This window comes from Sphingopyxis sp. EG6 (assembly GCF_003609815.1).
Taxonomy (GTDB): Bacteria; Pseudomonadota; Alphaproteobacteria; order Sphingomonadales; family Sphingomonadaceae; genus Sphingopyxis.
Genome location: NZ_AP017603.1, coordinates 796,952 through 815,273 on the forward strand (window position 1 = coordinate 796,952; position 18,322 = coordinate 815,273).

Sequence of the window (18,322 nt, forward strand, 5' to 3'; positions counted from 1 at the left end):
CAGCGAGCAAGGAATTACATTTCCTTCGATATCTTCTTGATATCGATGTTCAAGATCTGATCATTCTCCGAATAATCGACCGGGCAGTCGATCAGGTGCACGCCCGGCGTATCGCGCGTGTGCGCCAGCAGTTCCTTGAGATGCGCGGCGCTTTCCACGCGGTGGCCGTGCGCGCCATAGCTTTCGGCATATTTGACGAAATCGGGGTTGCCATAGGTCAGCCCCCAATCCTTGAACCCCATGTTCGCCTGTTTCCAGCGGATCATGCCATAGCTGTTGTCGTTGAGGATCAGTACCGTCATGTTGAGCCCCAGCCGCACCGCGGTTTCCATCTCCTGGCTGTTCATCATGAAGCCGCCGTCGCCGCACACCGCCATCACCTTGCGGTCGGGATAGACCATCGCCGACATCATCGCCGACGGCAGCCCCGCGCCCATCGTCGCGAGCGCATTGTCGAGCAGCACGGTGTTCGGGCGATAGGCGGTGTAACCGCGCGCGAACCAGATTTTATAGACGCCATTGTCGAGGCAGATGATGCCGTCGTCGGGCATCGCGTCGCGGATCGACTGGACCAGATGCGGGGGAAAGATCGGAAAGCGTTCGTCCTTCGCCAGCGGCGCGGTATGGTCGACCTCGCCCTGACGATAGGCCAGCATATGGTCGAATTTCCAGCTGCCGCTGGGGACGATGTCTTCCTTCATCTGCCAAACGGCGTTGGCGATGTCGCCGATCACTTCGATATGCGGGAAATAGACCGGATCGACCTCGGCGGTCTTGCTCGAGATGTGGATCACCGTCGGGCCATCTTCCTTCATGAAGAAAGGCGGCTTTTCGATCACATCATGGCCGAGGTTGACGATGCAGTCCGACGCCTCGACCGCGCGGTGGACGAAATCGCCAGCCGACAGCGCAGCGCAGCCGAGAAACTTCGGGTGCCGCTCGTCGATCACGCCCTTGCCGAGCTGGGTGGTGAGGAAGGGGATGCCGGTCTTTTCGATGAACTGCAGCAACATGCGGCTCGTCATCGTCCGGTTGGCGCCTGCGCCGATGACGAGCACCGGGGATTTTGCGTTCTCCAGCGCCTTCACCGCCTCGCGGATCGACTTGGTATCGGCGTTCGGGCGGCGCGAATGGCTGCGCTTCAGCGGACGCGAATCGGTGTGTTCGTCGGCAATATCCTCGGGCAGCTCGATATGCACCGCGCCGGGCTTTTCTTCCTCGGCCAGGCGAAACGCCTCGCGCACGCGGCTCGGAATATTGTCCGACGACGCCATCTGGTGGGTGAATTTGGTGATCGGCGACATCATCGAACAGACGTCGAGAATCTGGAAGCGGCCCTGTTTCGATTTCTTGATCGGTTTCTGCCCGGTGATCATCATCATCGGCATGCCGCCGAGCTGCGCGTAAGCGGCCGCGGTGACGAAGTTGGTCGCGCCGGGGCCGAGCGTCGCGAGGCAAACGCCGGTCTTGCCGGTGTGGCGGCCATAGGTCGCGGCCATGAAACCGGCGCCCTGTTCGTGGCGGGTCAGGATCAGCTTGATCTTCGTCGACCGCGACAGGCTGTCGAGAAAGTCGAGATTTTCCTCGCCCGGAACGCCGAAGATATATTCGACACCTTCTTCCTCCAGGCATTCGATGAACAGGTCGGATGCTTTTTTCATGTGACAGTCGCCCCCTCAGCCGCGCACCGCCATCGGTGCAGCCCCAAGCCATGCTGGCGACCCACAGCATGATTATTCGGTGCAGCGGCGCTCGTCGTCAGGCCGCGAGTCCCTGCTGCTCCGGTGCCAGTTTGTAACGAGGGGGGAGGGGGTTGTCACCCTAGCGTTGGAAGGACCGCGGAGACAATTCCCTCCCCCTCGATGGGGGAGGCAGCGAGACTTACGAACTTGTTCGTTAGTCGCAGCGGTGGGGGTGCCGTCTGGGCATGCGATGACGGTGCCATGACGCGCCCTCACCCCCATCCAACGTCGCCTAATCGCTTCGCGATAAGGCTGCGTATCCTTCCCCCATCAAGGGGGAAGGGCAGCGCAGTCAATCCACGTCAAACAGTCCCGCCAGCTGCTCGACCATCGTGCCGCCCAATTGCTCGGCATCCATGATCGTCACCGCGCGGCTGTAATAGCGTGTGACATCGTGGCCGATGCCGATCGCGCACAGTTCGACGGGTGAGCGGTTTTCGATCCAGTCGATCACCTGGCGCAGATGCTGGTCCAGATAGGCGCCGTGGTTCACCGACAGCGTGCTGTCGTCGACCGGCGCGCCGTCGCTGATCACCATCAGGATGCGGCGTTCCTCGGGGCGCCCGATGATGCGCTGGTGCGCCCACATCAGCGCTTCGCCGTCGATATTTTCTTTGAGCAACCCCTCGCGCATCATCAGCCCCAGCGATTTGCGCGCGCGGCGATAGGGTTCGTCGGCGGGCTTGTAGATGATGTGGCGGAGGTCGTTGAGGCGACCGGGATGCGCCGGGCGGCCCGCGGCCAGCCAGTCCTCGCGGCTCTGTCCGCCCTTCCACGTCCGCGTCGTGAAGCCCAGGATTTCGGTCTTCACGCCGCAGCGTTCGAGTGTGCGCGCCAGGATGTCGGCGCTGATCGCGGCGATGCTGATCGGCCGCCCGCGCATCGATCCCGAATTGTCGATCAGCAGCGTGACCACCGTATCGCGGAAGTCGGTGTCGCGTTCGATCTTGTGGCTCAGCGACTGGCCGGGCGAGACGATGACACGCGCCAGCCGCGCGGCGTCGAGCTGGCCCTCTTCCTGGTCGAAATCCCACGCGCGGTTCTGCTGCGCCATCAGGCGCCTCTGCAACCGATTGGCGAGCTTGGTCACCGCGCCCTGCAGATGCTGCATCTGGGTATCGAGATAGGCGCGCAGCCGCGTCAATTCGTCGGCATCGCACAATTCGGTCGCGAGGATGATCTCGTCATGCTTGTCGGTGAAACGCAGGTAATTGAAATCGGGAATGTCGCTCGGCAGGCGGTTGGGGCGCACGGGCAACATGCCCTCATCGCCTTCGCCGCCCATTTCGGGTTCGCCATCGGCTTCCATTTCCTGCGCGTCGGGGTCGCTGTCGCCATCGTCAGCCTGATCGCCCGCCATTTCGGCGCGCGCATCGACCTGGCTTTCTCCGGCGCCGCCGTCCTCGCTTTCCTGCTCGTCCTGGCTTTCCTCGGCTTCGCTCTCATCCTCCTCGCCGCCACCTTCGCCGCCCTGTTCCAGCGGTTCGTCGCTGTGGATCAGGTCGAGGTGGCGCAGCGCGAGCTTGGCGGTTTCGGCGAACGCCGCCTGATCGTCGAGCAGCATCGACAGCGCGGTCAGATCGCCGCCGGCTTCCTTGGCGATCCATTCGCGGACCATCGAGAGACCGGTTTCGGTCCCCTGCGGTGCGGCGTCGCCGGTCAGCGCCTCGCGCAGCATCAGTTCGAGCGCGCTCGACATTGGGACATCGTCGCGGCCCTGCGCGCGCGAAATCGGGTCGCTGCGCATCCGCATCGCGAGGCTCGCCGACAGGTTGGCGCGCATCCCGTCCATGTGGCGCGCGCCCAGCGCCTCGATCCGCGCCCGTTCCATCGCATCGAACGCCGCGGCAGCGAGCGGTTCGGTGGGGCGCGCCGCCGCGTGCAGCTTCTCGCTGTGATGCTTCATGCGCAGCGCATAGCCATCGGCAAACCCGCGCGCTTCGGCGACCTGATCCGCCGGGAGCGTGCGCGACGGCGTCGGCACCTTGATCGCCTTGCCGATCTGCGCCGGGGCATCGGCGGTAAAGCCGACCTCAACCTCGGCGTCGCGGGTAACGGCGCGCGCAACGCTCGACAGCGCGGCTTTGAAATCTTCGAGGGGCGATTGGGCGGTCATGGCAGGATGCGGTCTTCTAAAGCCCTCCCCCTTGATGGGGGAGGGTTGGGTGGGGGTGAGGTCTCGGCCAAAGCTCTTGTCAGAATGGTAGCAACACCGTCAATATTGGCGAGGACATCATTGTTCCAGAAACGGATCACGCGATAGCCGTCATTTTCGATGATCGCCGTGCGCGGCGCGTCGATAGCCTCATTATGTTGCCCGCCGTCGATCTCGACGACCAGTCGGGCGCGATGGCTCGCGAAATCGGCAATGTACTGACGGATTGGGACTTGGCGGCGGAATCTCCAATTGGCAAACGCCGTGCGTAGCAGAGTCCAGACTTTCCGTTCAGCGTCAGTCATTTCCGCCCGGAGTTTACGAGCACGCTTCGTAGTTCCGTCGGGCGGTGTTCGCTTCACGGTGCGAAATTATCCGCTCTGCTGCGGCGGTGATGAGAAGACCTTCCCCCTTGATGAGGGAAGGATACGGAGCCTTGCCGCGCAGCGGCTAGGCTAAGTTGGATGGGGGTGACGGTGCGCCGTTGCGCCGTCGCTTCAGGTCGAGAGCACACCCCCTCCGCTGCGACTAAGCCAGCAAGCTGGCAAGTCTCACTGCCTCCCCCATCAAGGGGGAGGGATCCAAACTGTCCGGCGATAGGGTGTGAAAACTGATGCGTCGCGATGATGTGCTGTACCCGGCATTCGGCTTGCGGGGAATATAGCTATGCTTGCTTGACCTTGCACGAGCGCGGGCGCATCCGCGCGGCATGGTCTCTCCCATGCGCCGTCCCTGGATCGTCATCCTTTGCGCCGCCTTCATCGTCACGCTGGCGATGGGGGTGCGCCAGTCGTTCGGGCTGTTCCTGCCGCAGATGAGCACCGATATCGGGATCAGCCGGTCGGATTTCGGGCTGGCGATGGCGCTTCAGAACCTGCTGTTCGGGCTGGTGCAGCCCTTCGTCGGCGCATTAGCGGACAAGCATGGCGCGGGGCGCGTCGTGCTGGTGGGGGCGCTACTCTATGCCTTGGGGCTGATCGGCGCGGCGTTCGCGACCGACGCGATCGGGCTCCACATCAGTTTTGGCATTTTCATCGGCATGGCGCAGTCGGCGACGACCTTTGTCGTGGTGCTGGGTGCGGTCGGGCGCGTCGTCAGCCCGGAAAAGCGCAGCAGTGCGTTCGGTATCGTTACCGCGGGCGGCTCGCTAGGCCAGTTCCTCGTCGTGCCGCTGGCGTCGATCCTGCTCCGCGATATCGGTTATCACGAGACGCTGTGGATCATGGCGGGGCTGGTCGCGCTCTGCGGACTGCTCGCGATCGGGGTCGCGGGGCGGACCGATGGCGGGCCGGGCGTCGCTGCCGACGTCGAGCAGACCGCGCGCGAGGCGCTGCGCGAAGCGTCGGTTCACCGTGGTTTCTGGCTGCTCAACGCCGGATTTTTTGTCTGCGGTTTCCACATCGCGTTCATCGCGACGCATCTGCCCGCCTATCTCGACGACAAGGGGCTGGGGATTGAAATCGGGGCGCAGGTGCTGGCGCTGGTCGGGCTGTTCAACATCCTTGGTTCTTACATCTTCGGCCGCGCGGGCGACGTGCTGCGCCAGAAATATGTCCTGTCGGGGCTTTATACCGCGCGCTCGGTGGTGATCGCCTTGTTCCTTTTCATGCCGCTCAGCCACGCGAGCGCGCTGGTGTTTGCAGGGGCGATGGGCTTTCTGTGGCTTGGCACCGTGCCGCTGACCAGCGGCATCGTCGGGCGCATCTTCGGCATCCGCTATCTTTCGATGCTCTATGGCATCGTGTTCCTGAGCCACCAGGTCGGCAGCTTTTTCGGCGCGTGGATGGCGGGGCTGATCTTCGACGCCACCGGCAGCTATGACATCGCCTGGGGCTTTGCGATCGCGCTGGGGGTCTTTGCGGGACTGGTTCATCTGCCGATTGCGGATGCTCCCGTCAGGCGGTTACAACCGGCATGAAATGGGCGCGGCAGGACGCAGCAGCGCTCGGGCTGTTCGCGGTGATTGCGGCGGGTGGGTTGTGGCTGTGGCGTGGCGAAGGCCCAGCCGTCTGGCTCGCCGACTTTGCCATCATGTGCGGCTTTTAGAAGCTGGCAGCCACCGGCACGCGATTGCAGATCGCTTCGTCATCGGGCTTCGGTTCCGCCGGGTCGGGAAGCAGCCGGAACACATGCGCCAGGTGCGTTGCCACCCGGTCGGGTCGCGCGCGCTTGTCGGCTACCACGTCCACGAAGTCGCGGCACGCGACCGCGCTGCGCAGGAAATTGCTATGCCCAGTGGTGGTGCGCGACACATCGGTGGTGTCGACCACGGTCAGGCCTGCAACCGATTTCGGATAGCAGCGCACCGGCAGTCCCTTGGTTTTCAGATCGGCAGCTTCAAAGGGGTTGAAGCAATAGGGCGACCCCAGCCGCGGATAGCCGTGCAGCGCGCGTGACGCGGCGAGTGCCTTGTCGGCGTGCGAGACGTAAACGGTGATCCGCCGGTTGTTGGCGACGCGGCGCGGCGCCAGCACTTCTTCCTCGATATCGCGTTCGAATGTTTCGCGATCGATGTCGGGCGATGCCAGGATGACGTTCGAGATGTTGCTGCTGTCGGCGCTGCTCGACGTGCGGTCGACAAAGGCGATGGCCGGGATCACCAGCCGCGCGCCCAGCGAGTGCGACACGACGACGATTTCCTTGACCCACGGCCGCTCGGCGAGCGTTTTCAGGAAGTCGCGGAAATTGCGGACGTCGTGATACATGTTGGTTTCGTCGACCGCATAGCTCAGCACCTCGCCCTGCGACGGCCAGCTATATTCGATCACCGGCCCGTCGAAGCCCGTCATCCGGGCGATCTGCGCGGCGTCCTTCGACGTCGTCTCGAATGTCTCGCGATAACCATGGACATAGAGCAGCACGCGGCCCTGCCGCCGGTCGGTCTCGGCCTGCAACGCGGTCCACCAGTCCACTGACGCCTGAAACGCCATCGGCGTACGCAGCTTCTTCTTGCCGCCGACCTCGCTTTCGCGCGGCACGGCAAAGCGGCCATAACGGATCGTGTCGCCGCGGTGTCGGAGCAGGCGGATATCGTCGGTGCGGCAGTCGGGCAGGCGGCTCGTCGCGAAGAACAGCGGCAAGGCGTCGCCATCGACCACTGCGCCCGGCTGGGCGGTGCAGCGCGGATCGGCGACATAGTCGGCATGGCGTACGGGGCCATAATCGACCGCGGCGATGCTGCACCCAGACAAAGCCAGCGTAGTTGCGGCCACCAACAGGCGGCGCGGCATCGTCACTTGCCGATTACGCTTTCGGGCAGGTCTTGGCCGAACACGCGCTGATAATATTCGGCGACAATCATCCGCTCGGCCTCGTCGCACTTGTTGAGGAAGCTCAAGCGGAACGCGAAGCCGATATTGTGGAAGATCGCGGCGTTCTGCGCCCAGCTGATCACCGTGCGCGGGCTCATCACGGTCGAGATGTCGCCGTTGATGAAGCCCTGGCGGGTCAGGTCGGCGACCTTGACCATATTGGCGACGGTCGTGTCGTCGGTGTCGGGCACCTTGGCGAGGATGATCGCGCTTTCGGTCGCGGCGGGCAGATAGTTCAGCGTGACGACGATATTCCAGCGATCCATCTGGCCCTGGTTGATCTGCTGCGTGCCATGGTACAGCCCGCTCGTGTCGCCGAGCCCGACGGTGTTGGCGGTCGAGAACAGGCGGAAGTGCGGGTTCGGGCGGATGACGCGGTTCTGGTCGAGCAGGGTCAGCTTGCCTTCGGTCTCCAGCACGCGCTGGATCACGAACATGACGTCCGGACGGCCCGCATCATATTCGTCGAACACCAACGCGGTCGGGGTTTGGAGCGCCCAGGGGAGCAGGCCTTCACGGAACTCGGTGACCTGCTGGCCATCGCGCAGCACGATCGCGTCGCGACCAACGAGGTCGATGCGACTGATGTGCGCGTCGAGGTTGACGCGGATACACGGCCATTTCAGCCGCGCGGCGACCTGTTCGATATGCGTCGATTTGCCCGTGCCGTGATAGCCCTGCACCATCACACGGCGGTTATATTTGAAGCCCGCCAGGATCGCGAGCGTGGTATCGCCGTCGAAGACATAGGCGGGGTCAAGGTCGGGGACACGCTCATCGGCCTCGCTGAAGGCCGGGACCATCATGTCGATGTCGACCCCGAACATCTCGCGCGCGCTGACCTCGACGTCGGGCGCCGCGAGAAGCGTCGAACCGTGGTGATCGGGGAGGCTGTTCGGAATATCGGTCATGTCACAAGGTCCAGCGAAGGCGGTCGGTAGAGAGTCGCCGGTCGCGCGGCGCTTCGGCTAGCGCGGTATAGGCGTCGGTTTCAGCTTGCAACGCCTTTTCAGAGCAACCCAAGCGCCTTCATCACCGCAGACGGGTCGTAATAGGGGCGTTCGCAGATAATTTTGTCGCTATCCGGGGCAAATTCGAAACTCGCCGCCATGCGGATGCGGAACGCCTTTCCGGTCGGCTCGATCGTGCGCAGGCCAAGCTTCAGCGGGCCAAGATGCGTGCCGGTCAGCCAGAATTCGACGAGCACGGTATGCGTCACGGCGTCCGCGGCGATCGCGATGACTTCGTTCGCCTGATCGGGAAAAGGCTCGCGCGACGCCGCGAAATAGGAGCGGACCGCGGCTTCGCCGTCAAACACCGTGCCGGGGCCGAGCAGTTCGTAGCGCGGATGATCGAAGGTCGCGATGACGCCGTCCCAATCGTGGGTGATCTCGAGCGCCATATGGCGGCGCACCACGTCGATCCGTGCTTGGTCCAGCTCGCTCATTGCGCGTCTCCTATGCGAATGCCTTGGTCTTCCTCAGCAACTGATATGCTGCAACCACCTCGCCGAGTCTCGTCTCGAAACTACGATCGCCGCCATTTCGGTCGGGATGATATTTGCGCACCAACTCGCTGTAGCGGCGGCGGAGCGCGGCGCGGTCGGCGTCGGCGGCGAGGCCGAGCAATTGCATCGCGGCCCGTTCGTCGCGCGAAAGGCCGGGGTTGGCGGCCTCGCGCCGCGCTTCGTCCATTCGCTGGCGAAATCGCGCGCCGAGCGCGTCGATGGGATCCTTGAAATCGGCCCAGCGCGGCGGCAGGTCGGCGCTGCCTGCGGCGCGGAAGGCACGGCTTTCGGTTTCCCAGCCCGCGGTCGGCGATTGCGCGGCCATGATCTGGTCGGCGCTCATGCCTTCGAAGAAATTGTAGCCCGCGTTGAATTCGCGGACATGGTCGAGGCACAACCAGCGATATTGCGGCGGCCCGTCGGGCGAGCGGGTCCAAGCCATCGGCGCGCGAAATTCGCCCGCCTCGCGGCATCCGGGCACGGCGCACGGTGCCTCGCGGGGAACGCGGCCATGGAAGCGGTTAGGGCGAGGAGGCGTGGACAAAATGCGCTTTCGAGGTGGGGAGCAGGGGACGGGGGGTCTTATAATTTGGCGACGGACCACTTATGGTCAACCCCATGAGCAGCAATGGCCCCGTGCAACAAGAGATGGAAAGGCTGCTCCGCGCGGCATTTCCCGATGCCAATTTTGTCGTGAGCAACGACAGCGCCAAGCATCATGGTCACAGCGGAGACGATGGATCGGGCGAATCGCATTTCAGCCTGACCATCGAATGGGCAGGGTTCGCAGACATGAACCGCGTCGCACGCCAGCGTACGGTGAACAAGGCGCTTGGCGATTTGCCGGGGCAGCGCGTTCATGCTCTCGCGATCAAGGCGACGGCGCCGGGGGAGTGACGATGGTTGCCAAGGTGAACCTCGCCGAAGCCTTCGCCAAAATCCCCGAAGCCTGGAATCCGCATGTCGCGGGCGACATCAACAATTTCCAGATCAAGCTGGTCAAGCTCGAGGGCAAGTTCGATTGGCATCATCATGATATCGAGGATGAATTGTTCCTGGTCGTCGCGGGCCGGATGAAGATGGGCCTGCGCAGCGGCGATGTGATCGTCGAGCCCGGCGAGTTCATCATTGTACCGCGCGGGGTCGAACATTGTCCCGAGGCGCTGGACGGCGAATGCCATGTCGTGTTGCTCGAACCGGGATCGACCCTGAACACTGGCAATGTCGAGACCGAAAAGACGCGGCGAACGCTGGCAAGACTGGACGCGCGATGACGGCCGCCCCTGTCGAGCTTCGCTACCGCTCGCGGTTGCGTACGCCCGCCGCCGATGTCTGGGCGGCAGCGATGTCGCTTGCAGGGGTCAACGCCGAGGCGATGCCGATCTTCCGGATGACGGCCCCGCCGGGAATTCGCGGGATGGTCGATGCCGAATTTGTTCCGGGGCAAATGCTGTTTCGCAGCCGCGTGCTGGCGTTCGGGCTGATTCCATATGACTGGACCGAACTGACGCTGGTCGAATTCGAACCGGGCAGGCGTTTCGTTGAGCGGTCGCGGATGGGGTCGACGCACAGCTGGCAGCACATCCGGACCGTCGATCCCGTGGATGGCGGTTGCGTGGTCACCGACGAACTGCGCTTCGAACCGAAATGGCCGCGGCCGATCGCCCGGCTGATGATCGACATCGCCTTTCGCAATCGTCATCGTCAGTTGAAGCGCCGGTTTGGCAAATATGGAGATGCCCCAAATGCCTGACGCCGACTTGCAGATTATCACCCCCTCGACCCACGACCTTGGCGCATTTGAGGTGCGGCGAACGCTGCCGAGCAAGGCGCGCACGATGGTCGGCCCTTTCATCTTCGTCGACCAATTCGGCCCGGCGCATTTCGACATCGGCGCGGGCATGGACGTGCGGCCGCATCCGCACATCAATCTGGCGACGGTCACCTATTTGTTCGAGGGTGCGATCGACCATCGCGACAGCCTGGGGACGCTGGCGACGATCCGCCCCGGCGCGTGCAATCTGATGACGGCAGGGCGCGGTATCGTCCATTCGGAGCGCACCCCGGCGGCCGAGCGGGCGACCGGGTCGGGCATTTCGGGGATGCAGACCTGGCTCGCCTTGCCCGACGGTCAGGAAGAGATCGAACCGGCATTCGAACATGTCGCAAAGGGCGACCTGCCGCTGATCGAGGATAGCGGCGTTTCGGCGCGGGTGATCATGGGCAGCCTGTGGGGCGCCACCTCGCCGATCACCCAGCATGCCGCGACGATCTACGCAGACATATTGATGAATGCCGGGGCGAGCATTCCGATCGAGGCCGAGGCCGACGAACGCGCGGTGCTGGTGGCGCTCGGGGATGCCAGTCTCGATGGCGACCGGCTCGATCGCCACAGCCTTTACATATTGAAGCCGGGGCAGGCGATGACGCTGCGTGCCGACAGCGACGCGCGGGTGATGCTGCTCGGCGGCGAAGCCTTCGCGACGCCGCGCCATGTATGGTGGAATTTCGTCAGTTCGTCGCGCGACCGCATCAACCAGGCCAAGCATGATTGGAGGGATGGCAAATTCCAACTGGTTCCGGGCGACAGCGAGGAATTTATCCCGATACCTGAGGTGCCGAAGACGGTGAGTTATCCGTAGGGGTTGGGTTGCGGCCGGAAGCTGCCGGTCAATCCAATCCCCGTTCGTATCGAGCGAAGTCGAGATACGCGTGGCTTGGCGTGAGTCTTCGGCGTGTCTCGACTTCGCTCGACACAAACGGAGGTAGGAGACGGGCGGGAATCCACCCCAACGCCGCCGCGATCCATCCTTTCAACCCGCACCGCCATTTGCTGCAACTTGCCAGCCACGCGCTTCCTCGCCATCAGGTTTCGAAACGAAACCAAGGGAGCGATGGCGATGATCGGCGATTTTGAGCAGCAGCGCGTGAAACTTTCGACCGGTGTGGAGCTCGATGTCGTCGATATCGGCCCGCGCGACGCCCCGGTGCTGATCTTCCTCCACGGCTTTCCCGAATCGCACCGGACATGGCGGTACCAGCTGCCGCATTTTGCCGAGCGCTTTCGCTGCATCGCGCCCGACCAGCGCGGCTATCGCGGTTCGTCGAAGCCGCAGGATGTCGAATCCTATACGCCCGACAAGCTGATCGCCGACGTCTTCGCGCTCGCGGATGCGCTGGGCGTCGGTGAATTTACCGTCGTCGGCCATGACTGGGGCGGGGCGATCGCGTGGGGGGTAGCCTTGGGTGGCCAGCCGGACGGGCTGCATCCGGCGTGGTCGGGCCGCGTCACCCGCGCCGTCATCGCCAACGCCCCGCATCCCGCGATCTTTCAACGCCTGCTGCAGACGAACGAACAGCAGCGCGCGGCGAGCCAGTATATCAGCATCTTTCGCGATCCGGCGAGCGATGCGATTATCGAGGCGCATGGTATCGCGGGCATCCTTGCCCACGCCTTCGCGGGCCGGGTGCCGAGCGGCGGGATCCAGCCGCCCGACGAGATCGCGCGATTGCTGAAGGATTGGGAAGATCGCGATACCTGCCGCGCGATGATCAACTGGTATCGCGGTTCACCCGCCATCGTTCCGGCCACGGACGCGCCTTATGCCGAGCCGCCTGCGGTGCCGTTCCCCAGGCTCACCATACCGACGCTCGTCATCTGGGCGCTCGACGATGTGGCACTGCCGCCATGCAACCTCGACGGGATGGCCGACCTGGTTCCCGCCGTCGAGATCGTACACGTCGCCGATTGCGGCCATTTCGTTCCGTGGGAAGCGCCCGATGCAGTCAATGCGGCGATGGATGCGTTTCTGACCAACGGCTGATTTGGGCCACGGTGACGCCCCCAAAAAAGGTGGCGGGCGGCATATTTGCCGCCCGCCTTGGGGGGGGTCTCGTCAGGCGCGCCAAAGGGCGCACGAAAGGGGCGATGCAACAGCATTTTTTCCCCAATTTCCGCCGTTTCGGAAGAATTTGGAGCTTCGATTTAACCATAGATTTGGCGTAAATGGCAGGCTTTCACATTCTCCCCAACTTGCCATACTTGTGTCATGGAAGTGGGAGGACTCAGGGTCGCCTCGATCGTTGATCGTATCGAAGGTCCGTTGAGCTGGACGGTCGAACGCGACGTCCATCTCCTCTACTTATACGAAGCTGGAAGCTATCATTGGCTGGAAACCTGGCTGGACGATCAGCGGACCTCGCTGGGCGACCCCTTGCCCGGCGAGATGTGGCTGGCGCCCGCCGGACGCCGCTATCATGGCGAAGCAAAGGGCGGCGGGGTCCGCTATATCGAGGTGGAAATACCCGCGGCACGGCTGGTCGTCGCGCCGGACGCACGCGCGCTTGCCGGGCATTATGACATGGCCTTGGCCGCGCTGGTGCGCGCGCTGGCCGCAGGCGACGCCGCCGCGGCCGATCCGCTGGTCACCATCCTTGCCAAAACGATGGAAGCCATGGTGGGGCGCCGCGATTCGTCCGCGGTCACCCAGCGCATCAACGACTTGATGGCCTATATCCAGACCCAGCTCGAATTGTCGCTGACGGTTGAGGAAATGGCGGCCGAGGTGGGGATGTCGGTCAACAGCCTGATCGTTCATTTCGCGCGCGCGACGGGGTACACCCCGGCGCAATATATGCTGCGCCAGCGGCTGCGCCGCGCCTGCTGGTTCCTGATGAACCGCCCGCTCTCGGTCGCCGAGATCGCCTTTGCGACCGGCTTTTCCAGCCATGCGCACCTGTGCGCGATCTTTCGCCGCAAGCTGGGCATGTCGCCGGGCGAGTGGCGACGGCGCCATGTCTCGGCGATTTTGCCGCCAGCCTGGGAGGACTGATCGATGTCGCATACGGCAATCATGCTGCTCGCCGGACTGGCACTGCTGACCCTGCTCCGCCTGACGAACCGCGACGCGGCACGGGCGACGCGGATGTTCCTCATCTTGTGGCTGGTCATCTCGATCGGCAACCTACTCGTCGGAGTGCTTTACGCCGGTTACGGCTGGGTCGAGGAAGCCGGGATATGGTTGCTGGTGTTCGGCGCCCCGGCGGCGGCTGCGCTGTTGGCGCGGCGGATCGCGGCTTAGTTTTCGGGCCGCAGCAGGCAGCCGCTCACGCCCGCATAGCGCGCACTGCGCGAGGCGAGCAGCGGGACGCTGCCGGTCACCGTCTTTGTCGCCGGGTCTTCGCTAAGCGATACCATCTCCATGCCGGGTTCGAAATCGCTCTGGCAGCTCTCCAGGCTGCGCCCCTGGACATAGCGGCACGAACAGCCGACCCGCGCCGCATAGGCCGATCCGAGTTCGGCCTGTGCCTTGAACGACGGGAATTTCCAGATCGCAAAGCCGGTCAGCAGCACCGCAAGGACGAGCAGCCATGGCAGGCAGCCGCCCCAGCGGCTCGGCGTCTTGCCGGGGCGCGGTCGGGTTGCGGATTGTGTCTCGGGCAGCGGTGCCGCGGTCGGCGTCTCGCCCGTTGAAGGACCGGTCGGGTTGGTGCTAGTCACTCATCCCATGATCACGAAAAAACGGCTGCTGGCAAGTGCCGCTCTCGCGATGCTCGGCGCCTTGTCGCTGGTACAGGCGGCGGGGCAGGGCAACATGGCGCCCGCATCGCCCGCGCCGAAATTCGGCACCTCGCTCGATGAAGTGGCGGCAACCGACACGCTGCAACCGCTGCCGGTGCTCCCCGCGGCGATCAAGGCGCGCGCCGATGCGCTGTTCGTCAATGGCGACGACGTCGGTGAGACGCGCGCGCTGATCGTGCTGCGCGACGGCGAGCTGATCTATGAACGCTATGCCGCGGGTTTCGGCCCCGAGACCAAGCTGATCAGCTGGTCGATGGCAAAAAGCATCACCGCGGTGCTCATCGGCTTTCTGGTCGCGGACGGGCAGTTGGCGCTCGACGGTCCGGCGCCGGTCGCGGCGTGGCAGCGCAGCGGCGATCCGCGTGGTGCGATTACGCTGAAGCACCTGCTCCATATGTCGGCGGGGCTCGAGCATGTCGAAAACGGCGATCCGATCTGGCAGGGCGATACCGTCAATATGCTGTTCGGCGGCGGCGCAACCGACATGGCGGGATTCGCCGAAGCGAAGCCCGCGGCGGCGCAGCCGGGTGAGATTTTCAACTACAGTTCGGCGACCAGCGTCATCCTGTCGGACATTTTGGCCGACACGCTGACCCCGTCGCAAAGTCCGGCGGCGCGGCGCGACGCGATGCGCGAATTCATCGCGGGCCGCCTCGTCGAACCGCTCGGCATGACCAGCCTGACGCCCGAGTTCGACGCGAACGGCACGATGATCGGCGGGTCGATCATGCACGCGACGGCGCGCGATTATGCGAAGTTTGGCGAATTCCTGCGCAATCATGGTGTGGTGAACGGCCAGCGGCTGCTGCCCGAAAGCTGGATGAATTTCATGCTGAGCCCGTCGCCCAATGATCGCGGCTATGGCGGCCATATCTGGCTCAACCGGGCGCGCCCGGCGGGAGCGCAGCCGGCGTTGTGGCCCGACCGCGGCCCGAACGACCTGTTCGCGTGCATCGGCCATCAGGGGCAATATATCATCGTGTCGCCGTCGCAGCGGGTGACGATCGTCCGGCTCGGGGTGACAAAGGGCGACCAGTTTCCGGCGCTGCGGCGCCATCTCGCGGATCTGACGGCGGCGCTTTGAGCGGTGCAGGGGCGCGCCGTTCGCTCAAAGTTCAGTAAAGTTCAGCTTTATGCGCTGCCGATTTGCACCTTGGGAGGCGCCCGACGCGCGCGGTGCGCCCGATCGTGTGCAAGCCGGGGAGCGACGGCTTGATCCACCGCATCAACGAGCCGGGAAGAAGGCTGGCACAGCCGGATAATGTAGGAAAGCGCCTTTTTTTTTGCGGCGGATGGTGGCTTGGAGGTGGGAAGCGGACGGAGCAATCCTCCCCGGAACGGGGAGGGGGACCAGCGAAGCTGGTGGAGGGGCACCATCGGTTTGCCTTGCCGCCGAAGTCGTACTCCACCGCGAGGCTCCCGGAAAGCGCAGTTCTTTAGGCCCGGCGCTGCGGTAACCTCCTGTGCCCCTCCACCACCCTTCGGGTGGTCCCCCTCCCCCGGTGGGGGAGGATCGGCTATGTCCGCAACGGGTCGCAAGCCGACACGCCGTTTTTTTTACAGCAGGAAATCGCCCACCAGCGTCGTGACGCAGCGACCGGTCAGTTCGACCATGTCGCCGTCGAGGCGGCAGCCGACGTGGCCGCCGCGCGCGCTGGCCTGATAGGCGGCGAAACGGTCGCGGCCCAGGCGCGCTGCCCAATAGGGGGTGAGGACGCTGTGCGCCGAGCCGGTGACCGGATCTTCGTCGATCCCGGCACCGGGGGCGAAGGCGCGGCTGACGACGTCGGCGCCCGACGGGTCGCCGTCGCCGGGCGCAGTCGCGATGTAAAGCACATCGCCGCCTTCCTTCAGCGCGCGGAAGTCGGGAGCCAGCGCACGAACGCTCGCCGCATCGCGATAGGCGATGATCGCATAGCCGCCGGGGTGCCACTGCGTCTCGACGGGATCACCGCCCAGCGCGCGGACGATGTCGGGCATCGCCTTTGGCGCCGGGGGATAAGCGGGCAGCGCCATGCGGTAGCCTTCGTCGTCGTCCCCGTCGCCAGCGACGCGAGATACCTGCAAGATGCCCGCCTTGCGGGTGCGAAAGCGCATTTCCTGCCGCCATGGTGCCGCCGACAGCAGCACATGGCCGCTGGCGAGCGTCGCATGGCCGCACAAGGCGACCTCGACCGTCGGGGTGAACCAGCGCAGCTCATAATCGGCCTCGCCGCTCTCATCGGGGACGAGGAAGGCGGTTTCGGCGAGATTGTTTTCGGCGGCGATCGCTTGCAGCACGCCGTCGCCCAGCCACTCCTCGAGCGGCATCACGGCGGCAGGATTGCCGGTAAAGGGTCGGCTGGCAAAGGCATCGACCTGGCTGATCGGCAGGCGGCGCGCCGCGCTCATGGATAGAGCATCCCGCTCGCCCAGCCATCGCCGGTACGCGTAAATACCATTCGCTCGTGCAGCCGGTGCGCGCGATCCTGCCAGAATTCGATCGCGGCAGGGGTCACCCGCCACCCCGACCAGCGCGGCGGGCGCGGTACATCCCGTCCTTCGAAGCGCGCCTGCATGTCGGCAAAGCGCGCCTCGAACGTGGCGCGATCAGCCAGCGGGCGCGACTGGTCGCTCGCCCAGGCGCCAAGCTGGCTGTCGCGGCTGCGCGTCGCGAAATAGGCATCGGCGGTGGCGTCATCGACCGGCGTCACCGGACCTTCGATCCGAATCTGACGCCGCAGCGATTTCCAGTGAAAGAGCAGGGCGACATGCGGATTGGCGGCCAATTCGCCGCCCTTGCGGCTGTCGAGATTGGTGTAAAAGATAAACCCGTCGGGCCCATGACCTTTGAGCAGCACCATCCGCAGCGACGGGTGCCCGTCGGCGGTCGTCGTCGCGAGCGCCATCGCATTGGCGTCATTGGGCTCGCTCGCTCGCGCTTCGGCGAACCATGTGTCGAACAGGTCAAAGGGATCGTCGGCCATGCGCGCTGTCATAAGGCGGTGCGTGATATCGCGAAAGCCGGAACTTGATCGCTTTGCGACACATTCCCACATCGACGCTCAATCGGGCCTTCCCGGCCAATCACTTATCGGGCTACAGGAACAAAATGGCAGATCCCTATTCCACCCTGGGCGTCGCAAAGGGCGCGAGCGAAGCTGAGGTCAAATCGGCCTATCGCAAGCTCGCCAAGGAATTGCACCCCGACAAGAACAGGGACAATCCGAAGGCTTCGGAGCGATTTTCCGAGGTCACGCGGGCGTATGACATATTGTCCGACAAGACCAAGCGCGCGCAGTTCGACCGCGGCGAGATCGATGGCGACGGCAATCCCGCGATGCCGTTCGGCTATGGCGGCGGCGGCGGTTTTCGCGGCGACCCGCGCGGCGGGCAGGGCGGATTCGGCGGCTTCGGCAATGAGGGCGCCGATTTTGGCGACATATTTGAAGGCCTGTTCGGGCGCGGCGGCGGTGCGGCGGGCGGCGGCTTCGGCGGCTTTGGCGGGCGCAGCGCGCCGCCGCAAAAGGGCGCCAATGTCGCCTATCGCCTGTCGGTGTCGTTCGTCGACGCCGCGACGCAGGCGCCGCAGCGCATCACGCTGGCCGACGGCGGTACGATCGACCTGAAACTGCCCGCCGGGGTCGAAACCGGCACCCAGATGCGTCTGGCCGGCAAGGGACAGGCGGGACCGGGTGGCACCGGCGACGGGATTGTGACGATCACGGTGAAGGATCATCCGTTCTTCGTGCGCGAGGGCGCCAATATCCGGCTCGACCTCCCGGTGACGCTGGACGAGGCGGTGAAGGGCGCCAAGGTCAAGGTGCCGACGGTCGACGGCCCGGTCATGCTGTCGATCCCGGCGGGGTCGACGTCGGGCAAGGTCATGCGGCTGAAGGGCAAGGGGTTCAGCCAGAAGGGCGGCGCGCGCGGCGACCAGCTCGTTCGCCTGATGGTCGATCTGCCCGCCGATCCCGCCGAGCTGTCGGCCTTGCTCGGCAACTGGACCGATCCGCGCGCCGTGCGGGCCGATCTGGGTGTGTGATG

Annotated in this window: 21 protein-coding genes; 11 read left to right on the forward strand and 10 right to left on the reverse strand. The window is 64.6% G+C overall.

Annotated features, from left to right (window positions below):
- Positions 1-14: 14 nt before the first annotated feature.
- The 3 genes from SPYCW_RS03850 to SPYCW_RS03860 form a co-directional block, all read right to left on the reverse strand.
- Positions 15-1,661, reverse strand: coding sequence for an acetolactate synthase large subunit (locus SPYCW_RS03850; RefSeq protein ID WP_120215678.1), 1,647 nt, complete (start codon positions 1,659-1,661; stop codon positions 15-17).
- 373 nt (positions 1,662-2,034) lie between these two features.
- Complete coding sequence (gene cobT, locus SPYCW_RS03855; protein ID WP_120215679.1) at positions 2,035-3,858, reverse strand: cobaltochelatase subunit CobT; 1,824 nt, start codon at positions 3,856-3,858, stop codon at positions 2,035-2,037.
- On the reverse strand, positions 3,855-4,259 hold the full coding sequence (locus tag SPYCW_RS03860; RefSeq protein ID WP_269461338.1) for an endonuclease domain-containing protein: 405 nt from the start codon (positions 4,257-4,259) through the stop codon (positions 3,855-3,857). Before SPYCW_RS03860 ends, cobT begins: the two co-directional genes overlap by 4 nt.
- Positions 4,260-4,618: 359 nt before the next feature.
- On the opposite strand from SPYCW_RS03860, the gene SPYCW_RS03865 reads away from it, so the two are divergent.
- Together SPYCW_RS03865 and SPYCW_RS19415 are read left to right on the forward strand one after the other, a co-directional pair.
- The gene (locus SPYCW_RS03865) at positions 4,619-5,815 is read left to right on the forward strand and encodes an MFS transporter (RefSeq protein WP_197715654.1); all 1,197 of its coding nucleotides are present in this window, start codon (positions 4,619-4,621) and stop codon (positions 5,813-5,815) included.
- Positions 5,812-5,943, forward strand: coding sequence for a hypothetical protein (locus tag SPYCW_RS19415; protein WP_269461339.1), 132 nt, complete (start codon positions 5,812-5,814; stop codon positions 5,941-5,943). Before SPYCW_RS03865 ends, SPYCW_RS19415 begins: the two co-directional genes overlap by 4 nt.
- Here SPYCW_RS19415 and SPYCW_RS03870 read toward each other — a convergent pair.
- From SPYCW_RS03870 to SPYCW_RS03885, 4 genes are all read right to left on the reverse strand, one after another.
- Positions 5,940-7,127, reverse strand: coding sequence for an alpha/beta hydrolase (locus SPYCW_RS03870; RefSeq protein ID WP_120215682.1), 1,188 nt, complete (start codon positions 7,125-7,127; stop codon positions 5,940-5,942). The two genes, SPYCW_RS19415 and SPYCW_RS03870, sit on opposite strands and share 4 nt — an antisense overlap.
- 2 nt (positions 7,128-7,129) lie before the next feature.
- The gene (gene cobS / locus SPYCW_RS03875) at positions 7,130-8,119 is read right to left on the reverse strand and encodes a cobaltochelatase subunit CobS (protein ID WP_120215683.1); all 990 of its coding nucleotides are present in this window, start codon (positions 8,117-8,119) and stop codon (positions 7,130-7,132) included.
- A 98-nt stretch (positions 8,120-8,217) separates the two neighbouring features.
- Positions 8,218-8,655 (reverse strand): ester cyclase, encoded by a 438-nt coding sequence (locus SPYCW_RS03880; protein ID WP_120215684.1) that lies wholly within the window; start codon positions 8,653-8,655, stop codon positions 8,218-8,220.
- 10 nt (positions 8,656-8,665) lie between these two features.
- Positions 8,666-9,157 (reverse strand): DnaJ domain-containing protein, encoded by a 492-nt coding sequence (locus tag SPYCW_RS03885; protein ID WP_232014823.1) that lies wholly within the window; start codon positions 9,155-9,157, stop codon positions 8,666-8,668.
- 176 nt (positions 9,158-9,333) lie between these two features.
- On the opposite strand from SPYCW_RS03885, the gene SPYCW_RS03890 reads away from it, so the two are divergent.
- The 7 genes from SPYCW_RS03890 (at position 9,334) to SPYCW_RS03920 (ending at position 13,796) form a co-directional block, all read left to right on the forward strand.
- Complete coding sequence (locus SPYCW_RS03890) at positions 9,334-9,612, forward strand: BolA family protein (RefSeq protein ID WP_232014824.1); 279 nt, start codon at positions 9,334-9,336, stop codon at positions 9,610-9,612.
- A gap of 2 nt (positions 9,613-9,614) precedes the next feature.
- Complete coding sequence (locus SPYCW_RS03895; protein WP_120215687.1) at positions 9,615-9,989, forward strand: cupin domain-containing protein; 375 nt, start codon at positions 9,615-9,617, stop codon at positions 9,987-9,989.
- On the forward strand, positions 9,986-10,468 hold the full coding sequence (locus tag SPYCW_RS03900) for an SRPBCC family protein (RefSeq protein ID WP_120215688.1): 483 nt from the start codon (positions 9,986-9,988) through the stop codon (positions 10,466-10,468). Before SPYCW_RS03895 ends, SPYCW_RS03900 begins: the two co-directional genes overlap by 4 nt.
- Positions 10,461-11,357: a pirin family protein gene (locus SPYCW_RS03905; protein ID WP_120215689.1), complete on the forward strand. Its 897-nt coding sequence runs from the start codon at positions 10,461-10,463 to the stop codon at positions 11,355-11,357. Before SPYCW_RS03900 ends, SPYCW_RS03905 begins: the two co-directional genes overlap by 8 nt.
- A 258-nt stretch (positions 11,358-11,615) precedes the next feature.
- Positions 11,616-12,539: an alpha/beta fold hydrolase gene (locus SPYCW_RS03910; RefSeq protein ID WP_120218086.1), complete on the forward strand. Its 924-nt coding sequence runs from the start codon at positions 11,616-11,618 to the stop codon at positions 12,537-12,539.
- A gap of 279 nt (positions 12,540-12,818) precedes the next feature.
- Positions 12,819-13,547 (forward strand): AraC family transcriptional regulator, encoded by a 729-nt coding sequence (locus tag SPYCW_RS03915; RefSeq protein ID WP_172595414.1) that lies wholly within the window; start codon positions 12,819-12,821, stop codon positions 13,545-13,547.
- A 3-nt stretch (positions 13,548-13,550) separates the two neighbouring features.
- Positions 13,551-13,796, forward strand: a complete 246-nt coding sequence (locus tag SPYCW_RS03920; protein ID WP_120215691.1) for a hypothetical protein — start codon at positions 13,551-13,553, stop codon at positions 13,794-13,796.
- Here the strand turns inward: SPYCW_RS03920 and SPYCW_RS03925 are convergent.
- Complete coding sequence (locus tag SPYCW_RS03925; RefSeq protein WP_172595415.1) at positions 13,793-14,215, reverse strand: hypothetical protein; 423 nt, start codon at positions 14,213-14,215, stop codon at positions 13,793-13,795. The genes SPYCW_RS03920 and SPYCW_RS03925 overlap by 4 nt on opposite strands.
- Positions 14,216-14,222: 7 nt before the next feature.
- Here SPYCW_RS03925 and SPYCW_RS03930 point away from each other — a divergent pair, with 7 nt between their 5' ends.
- Entirely contained in the window at positions 14,223-15,380 is a 1,158-nt protein-coding gene (locus SPYCW_RS03930; protein ID WP_120215692.1) for a serine hydrolase domain-containing protein, read from the forward strand.
- Between the two features lie 473 nt (positions 15,381-15,853).
- On the opposite strand, the gene SPYCW_RS03935 is transcribed toward SPYCW_RS03930, so the two are convergent.
- Both SPYCW_RS03935 and pdxH read right to left on the reverse strand, forming a co-directional pair.
- Complete coding sequence (locus SPYCW_RS03935) at positions 15,854-16,687, reverse strand: PhzF family phenazine biosynthesis protein (protein ID WP_120215693.1); 834 nt, start codon at positions 16,685-16,687, stop codon at positions 15,854-15,856.
- Positions 16,684-17,262 (reverse strand): pyridoxamine 5'-phosphate oxidase, encoded by a 579-nt coding sequence (gene pdxH / locus SPYCW_RS03940; protein ID WP_232014825.1) that lies wholly within the window; start codon positions 17,260-17,262, stop codon positions 16,684-16,686. Before pdxH ends, SPYCW_RS03935 begins: the two co-directional genes overlap by 4 nt.
- 125 nt (positions 17,263-17,387) lie before the next feature.
- Here pdxH and SPYCW_RS03945 point away from each other — a divergent pair, with 125 nt between their 5' ends.
- Positions 17,388-18,320 (forward strand): DnaJ C-terminal domain-containing protein, encoded by a 933-nt coding sequence (locus SPYCW_RS03945; protein ID WP_120215695.1) that lies wholly within the window; start codon positions 17,388-17,390, stop codon positions 18,318-18,320.
- Positions 18,321-18,322: the final 2 nt, after the last annotated feature.

Bases quoted from the DNA above. Each gene is read 5' to 3' on its own strand.
- SPYCW_RS03900 (WP_120215688.1), top strand. From the start codon at position 9,986: ATGACGGCCGCCCCTGTCGAGCTTCGCTACCGCTCGCGGTTGCGTACG.
- SPYCW_RS03935 (WP_120215693.1), bottom strand. From the start codon at position 16,687: ATGAGCGCGGCGCGCCGCCTGCCGATCAGCCAGGTCGATGCCTTTGCC.
- SPYCW_RS03910 (WP_120218086.1), top strand. From the start codon at position 11,616: ATGATCGGCGATTTTGAGCAGCAGCGCGTGAAACTTTCGACCGGTGTG.
- SPYCW_RS03880 (WP_120215684.1), bottom strand. From the start codon at position 8,655: ATGAGCGAGCTGGACCAAGCACGGATCGACGTGGTGCGCCGCCATATG.
- cobT (WP_120215679.1), bottom strand. From the start codon at position 3,858: ATGACCGCCCAATCGCCCCTCGAAGATTTCAAAGCCGCGCTGTCGAGC.
- SPYCW_RS03920 (WP_120215691.1), top strand. From the start codon at position 13,551: ATGTCGCATACGGCAATCATGCTGCTCGCCGGACTGGCACTGCTGACC.
- SPYCW_RS03870 (WP_120215682.1), bottom strand. From the start codon at position 7,127: ATGCCGCGCCGCCTGTTGGTGGCCGCAACTACGCTGGCTTTGTCTGGG.
- SPYCW_RS19415 (WP_269461339.1), top strand. From the start codon at position 5,812: ATGAAATGGGCGCGGCAGGACGCAGCAGCGCTCGGGCTGTTCGCGGTG.
- SPYCW_RS03895 (WP_120215687.1), top strand. From the start codon at position 9,615: ATGGTTGCCAAGGTGAACCTCGCCGAAGCCTTCGCCAAAATCCCCGAA.
- SPYCW_RS03850 (WP_120215678.1), bottom strand. From the start codon at position 1,661: ATGAAAAAAGCATCCGACCTGTTCATCGAATGCCTGGAGGAAGAAGGT.
- pdxH (WP_232014825.1), bottom strand. From the start codon at position 17,262: ATGGCCGACGATCCCTTTGACCTGTTCGACACATGGTTCGCCGAAGCG.
- cobS (WP_120215683.1), bottom strand. From the start codon at position 8,119: ATGACCGATATTCCGAACAGCCTCCCCGATCACCACGGTTCGACGCTT.
- SPYCW_RS03930 (WP_120215692.1), top strand. From the start codon at position 14,223: ATGATCACGAAAAAACGGCTGCTGGCAAGTGCCGCTCTCGCGATGCTC.
- SPYCW_RS03885 (WP_232014823.1), bottom strand. From the start codon at position 9,157: ATGGCTTGGACCCGCTCGCCCGACGGGCCGCCGCAATATCGCTGGTTG.
- SPYCW_RS03890 (WP_232014824.1), top strand. From the start codon at position 9,334: ATGAGCAGCAATGGCCCCGTGCAACAAGAGATGGAAAGGCTGCTCCGC.
- SPYCW_RS03905 (WP_120215689.1), top strand. From the start codon at position 10,461: ATGCCTGACGCCGACTTGCAGATTATCACCCCCTCGACCCACGACCTT.
- SPYCW_RS03865 (WP_197715654.1), top strand. From the start codon at position 4,619: ATGCGCCGTCCCTGGATCGTCATCCTTTGCGCCGCCTTCATCGTCACG.
- SPYCW_RS03945 (WP_120215695.1), top strand. From the start codon at position 17,388: ATGGCAGATCCCTATTCCACCCTGGGCGTCGCAAAGGGCGCGAGCGAA.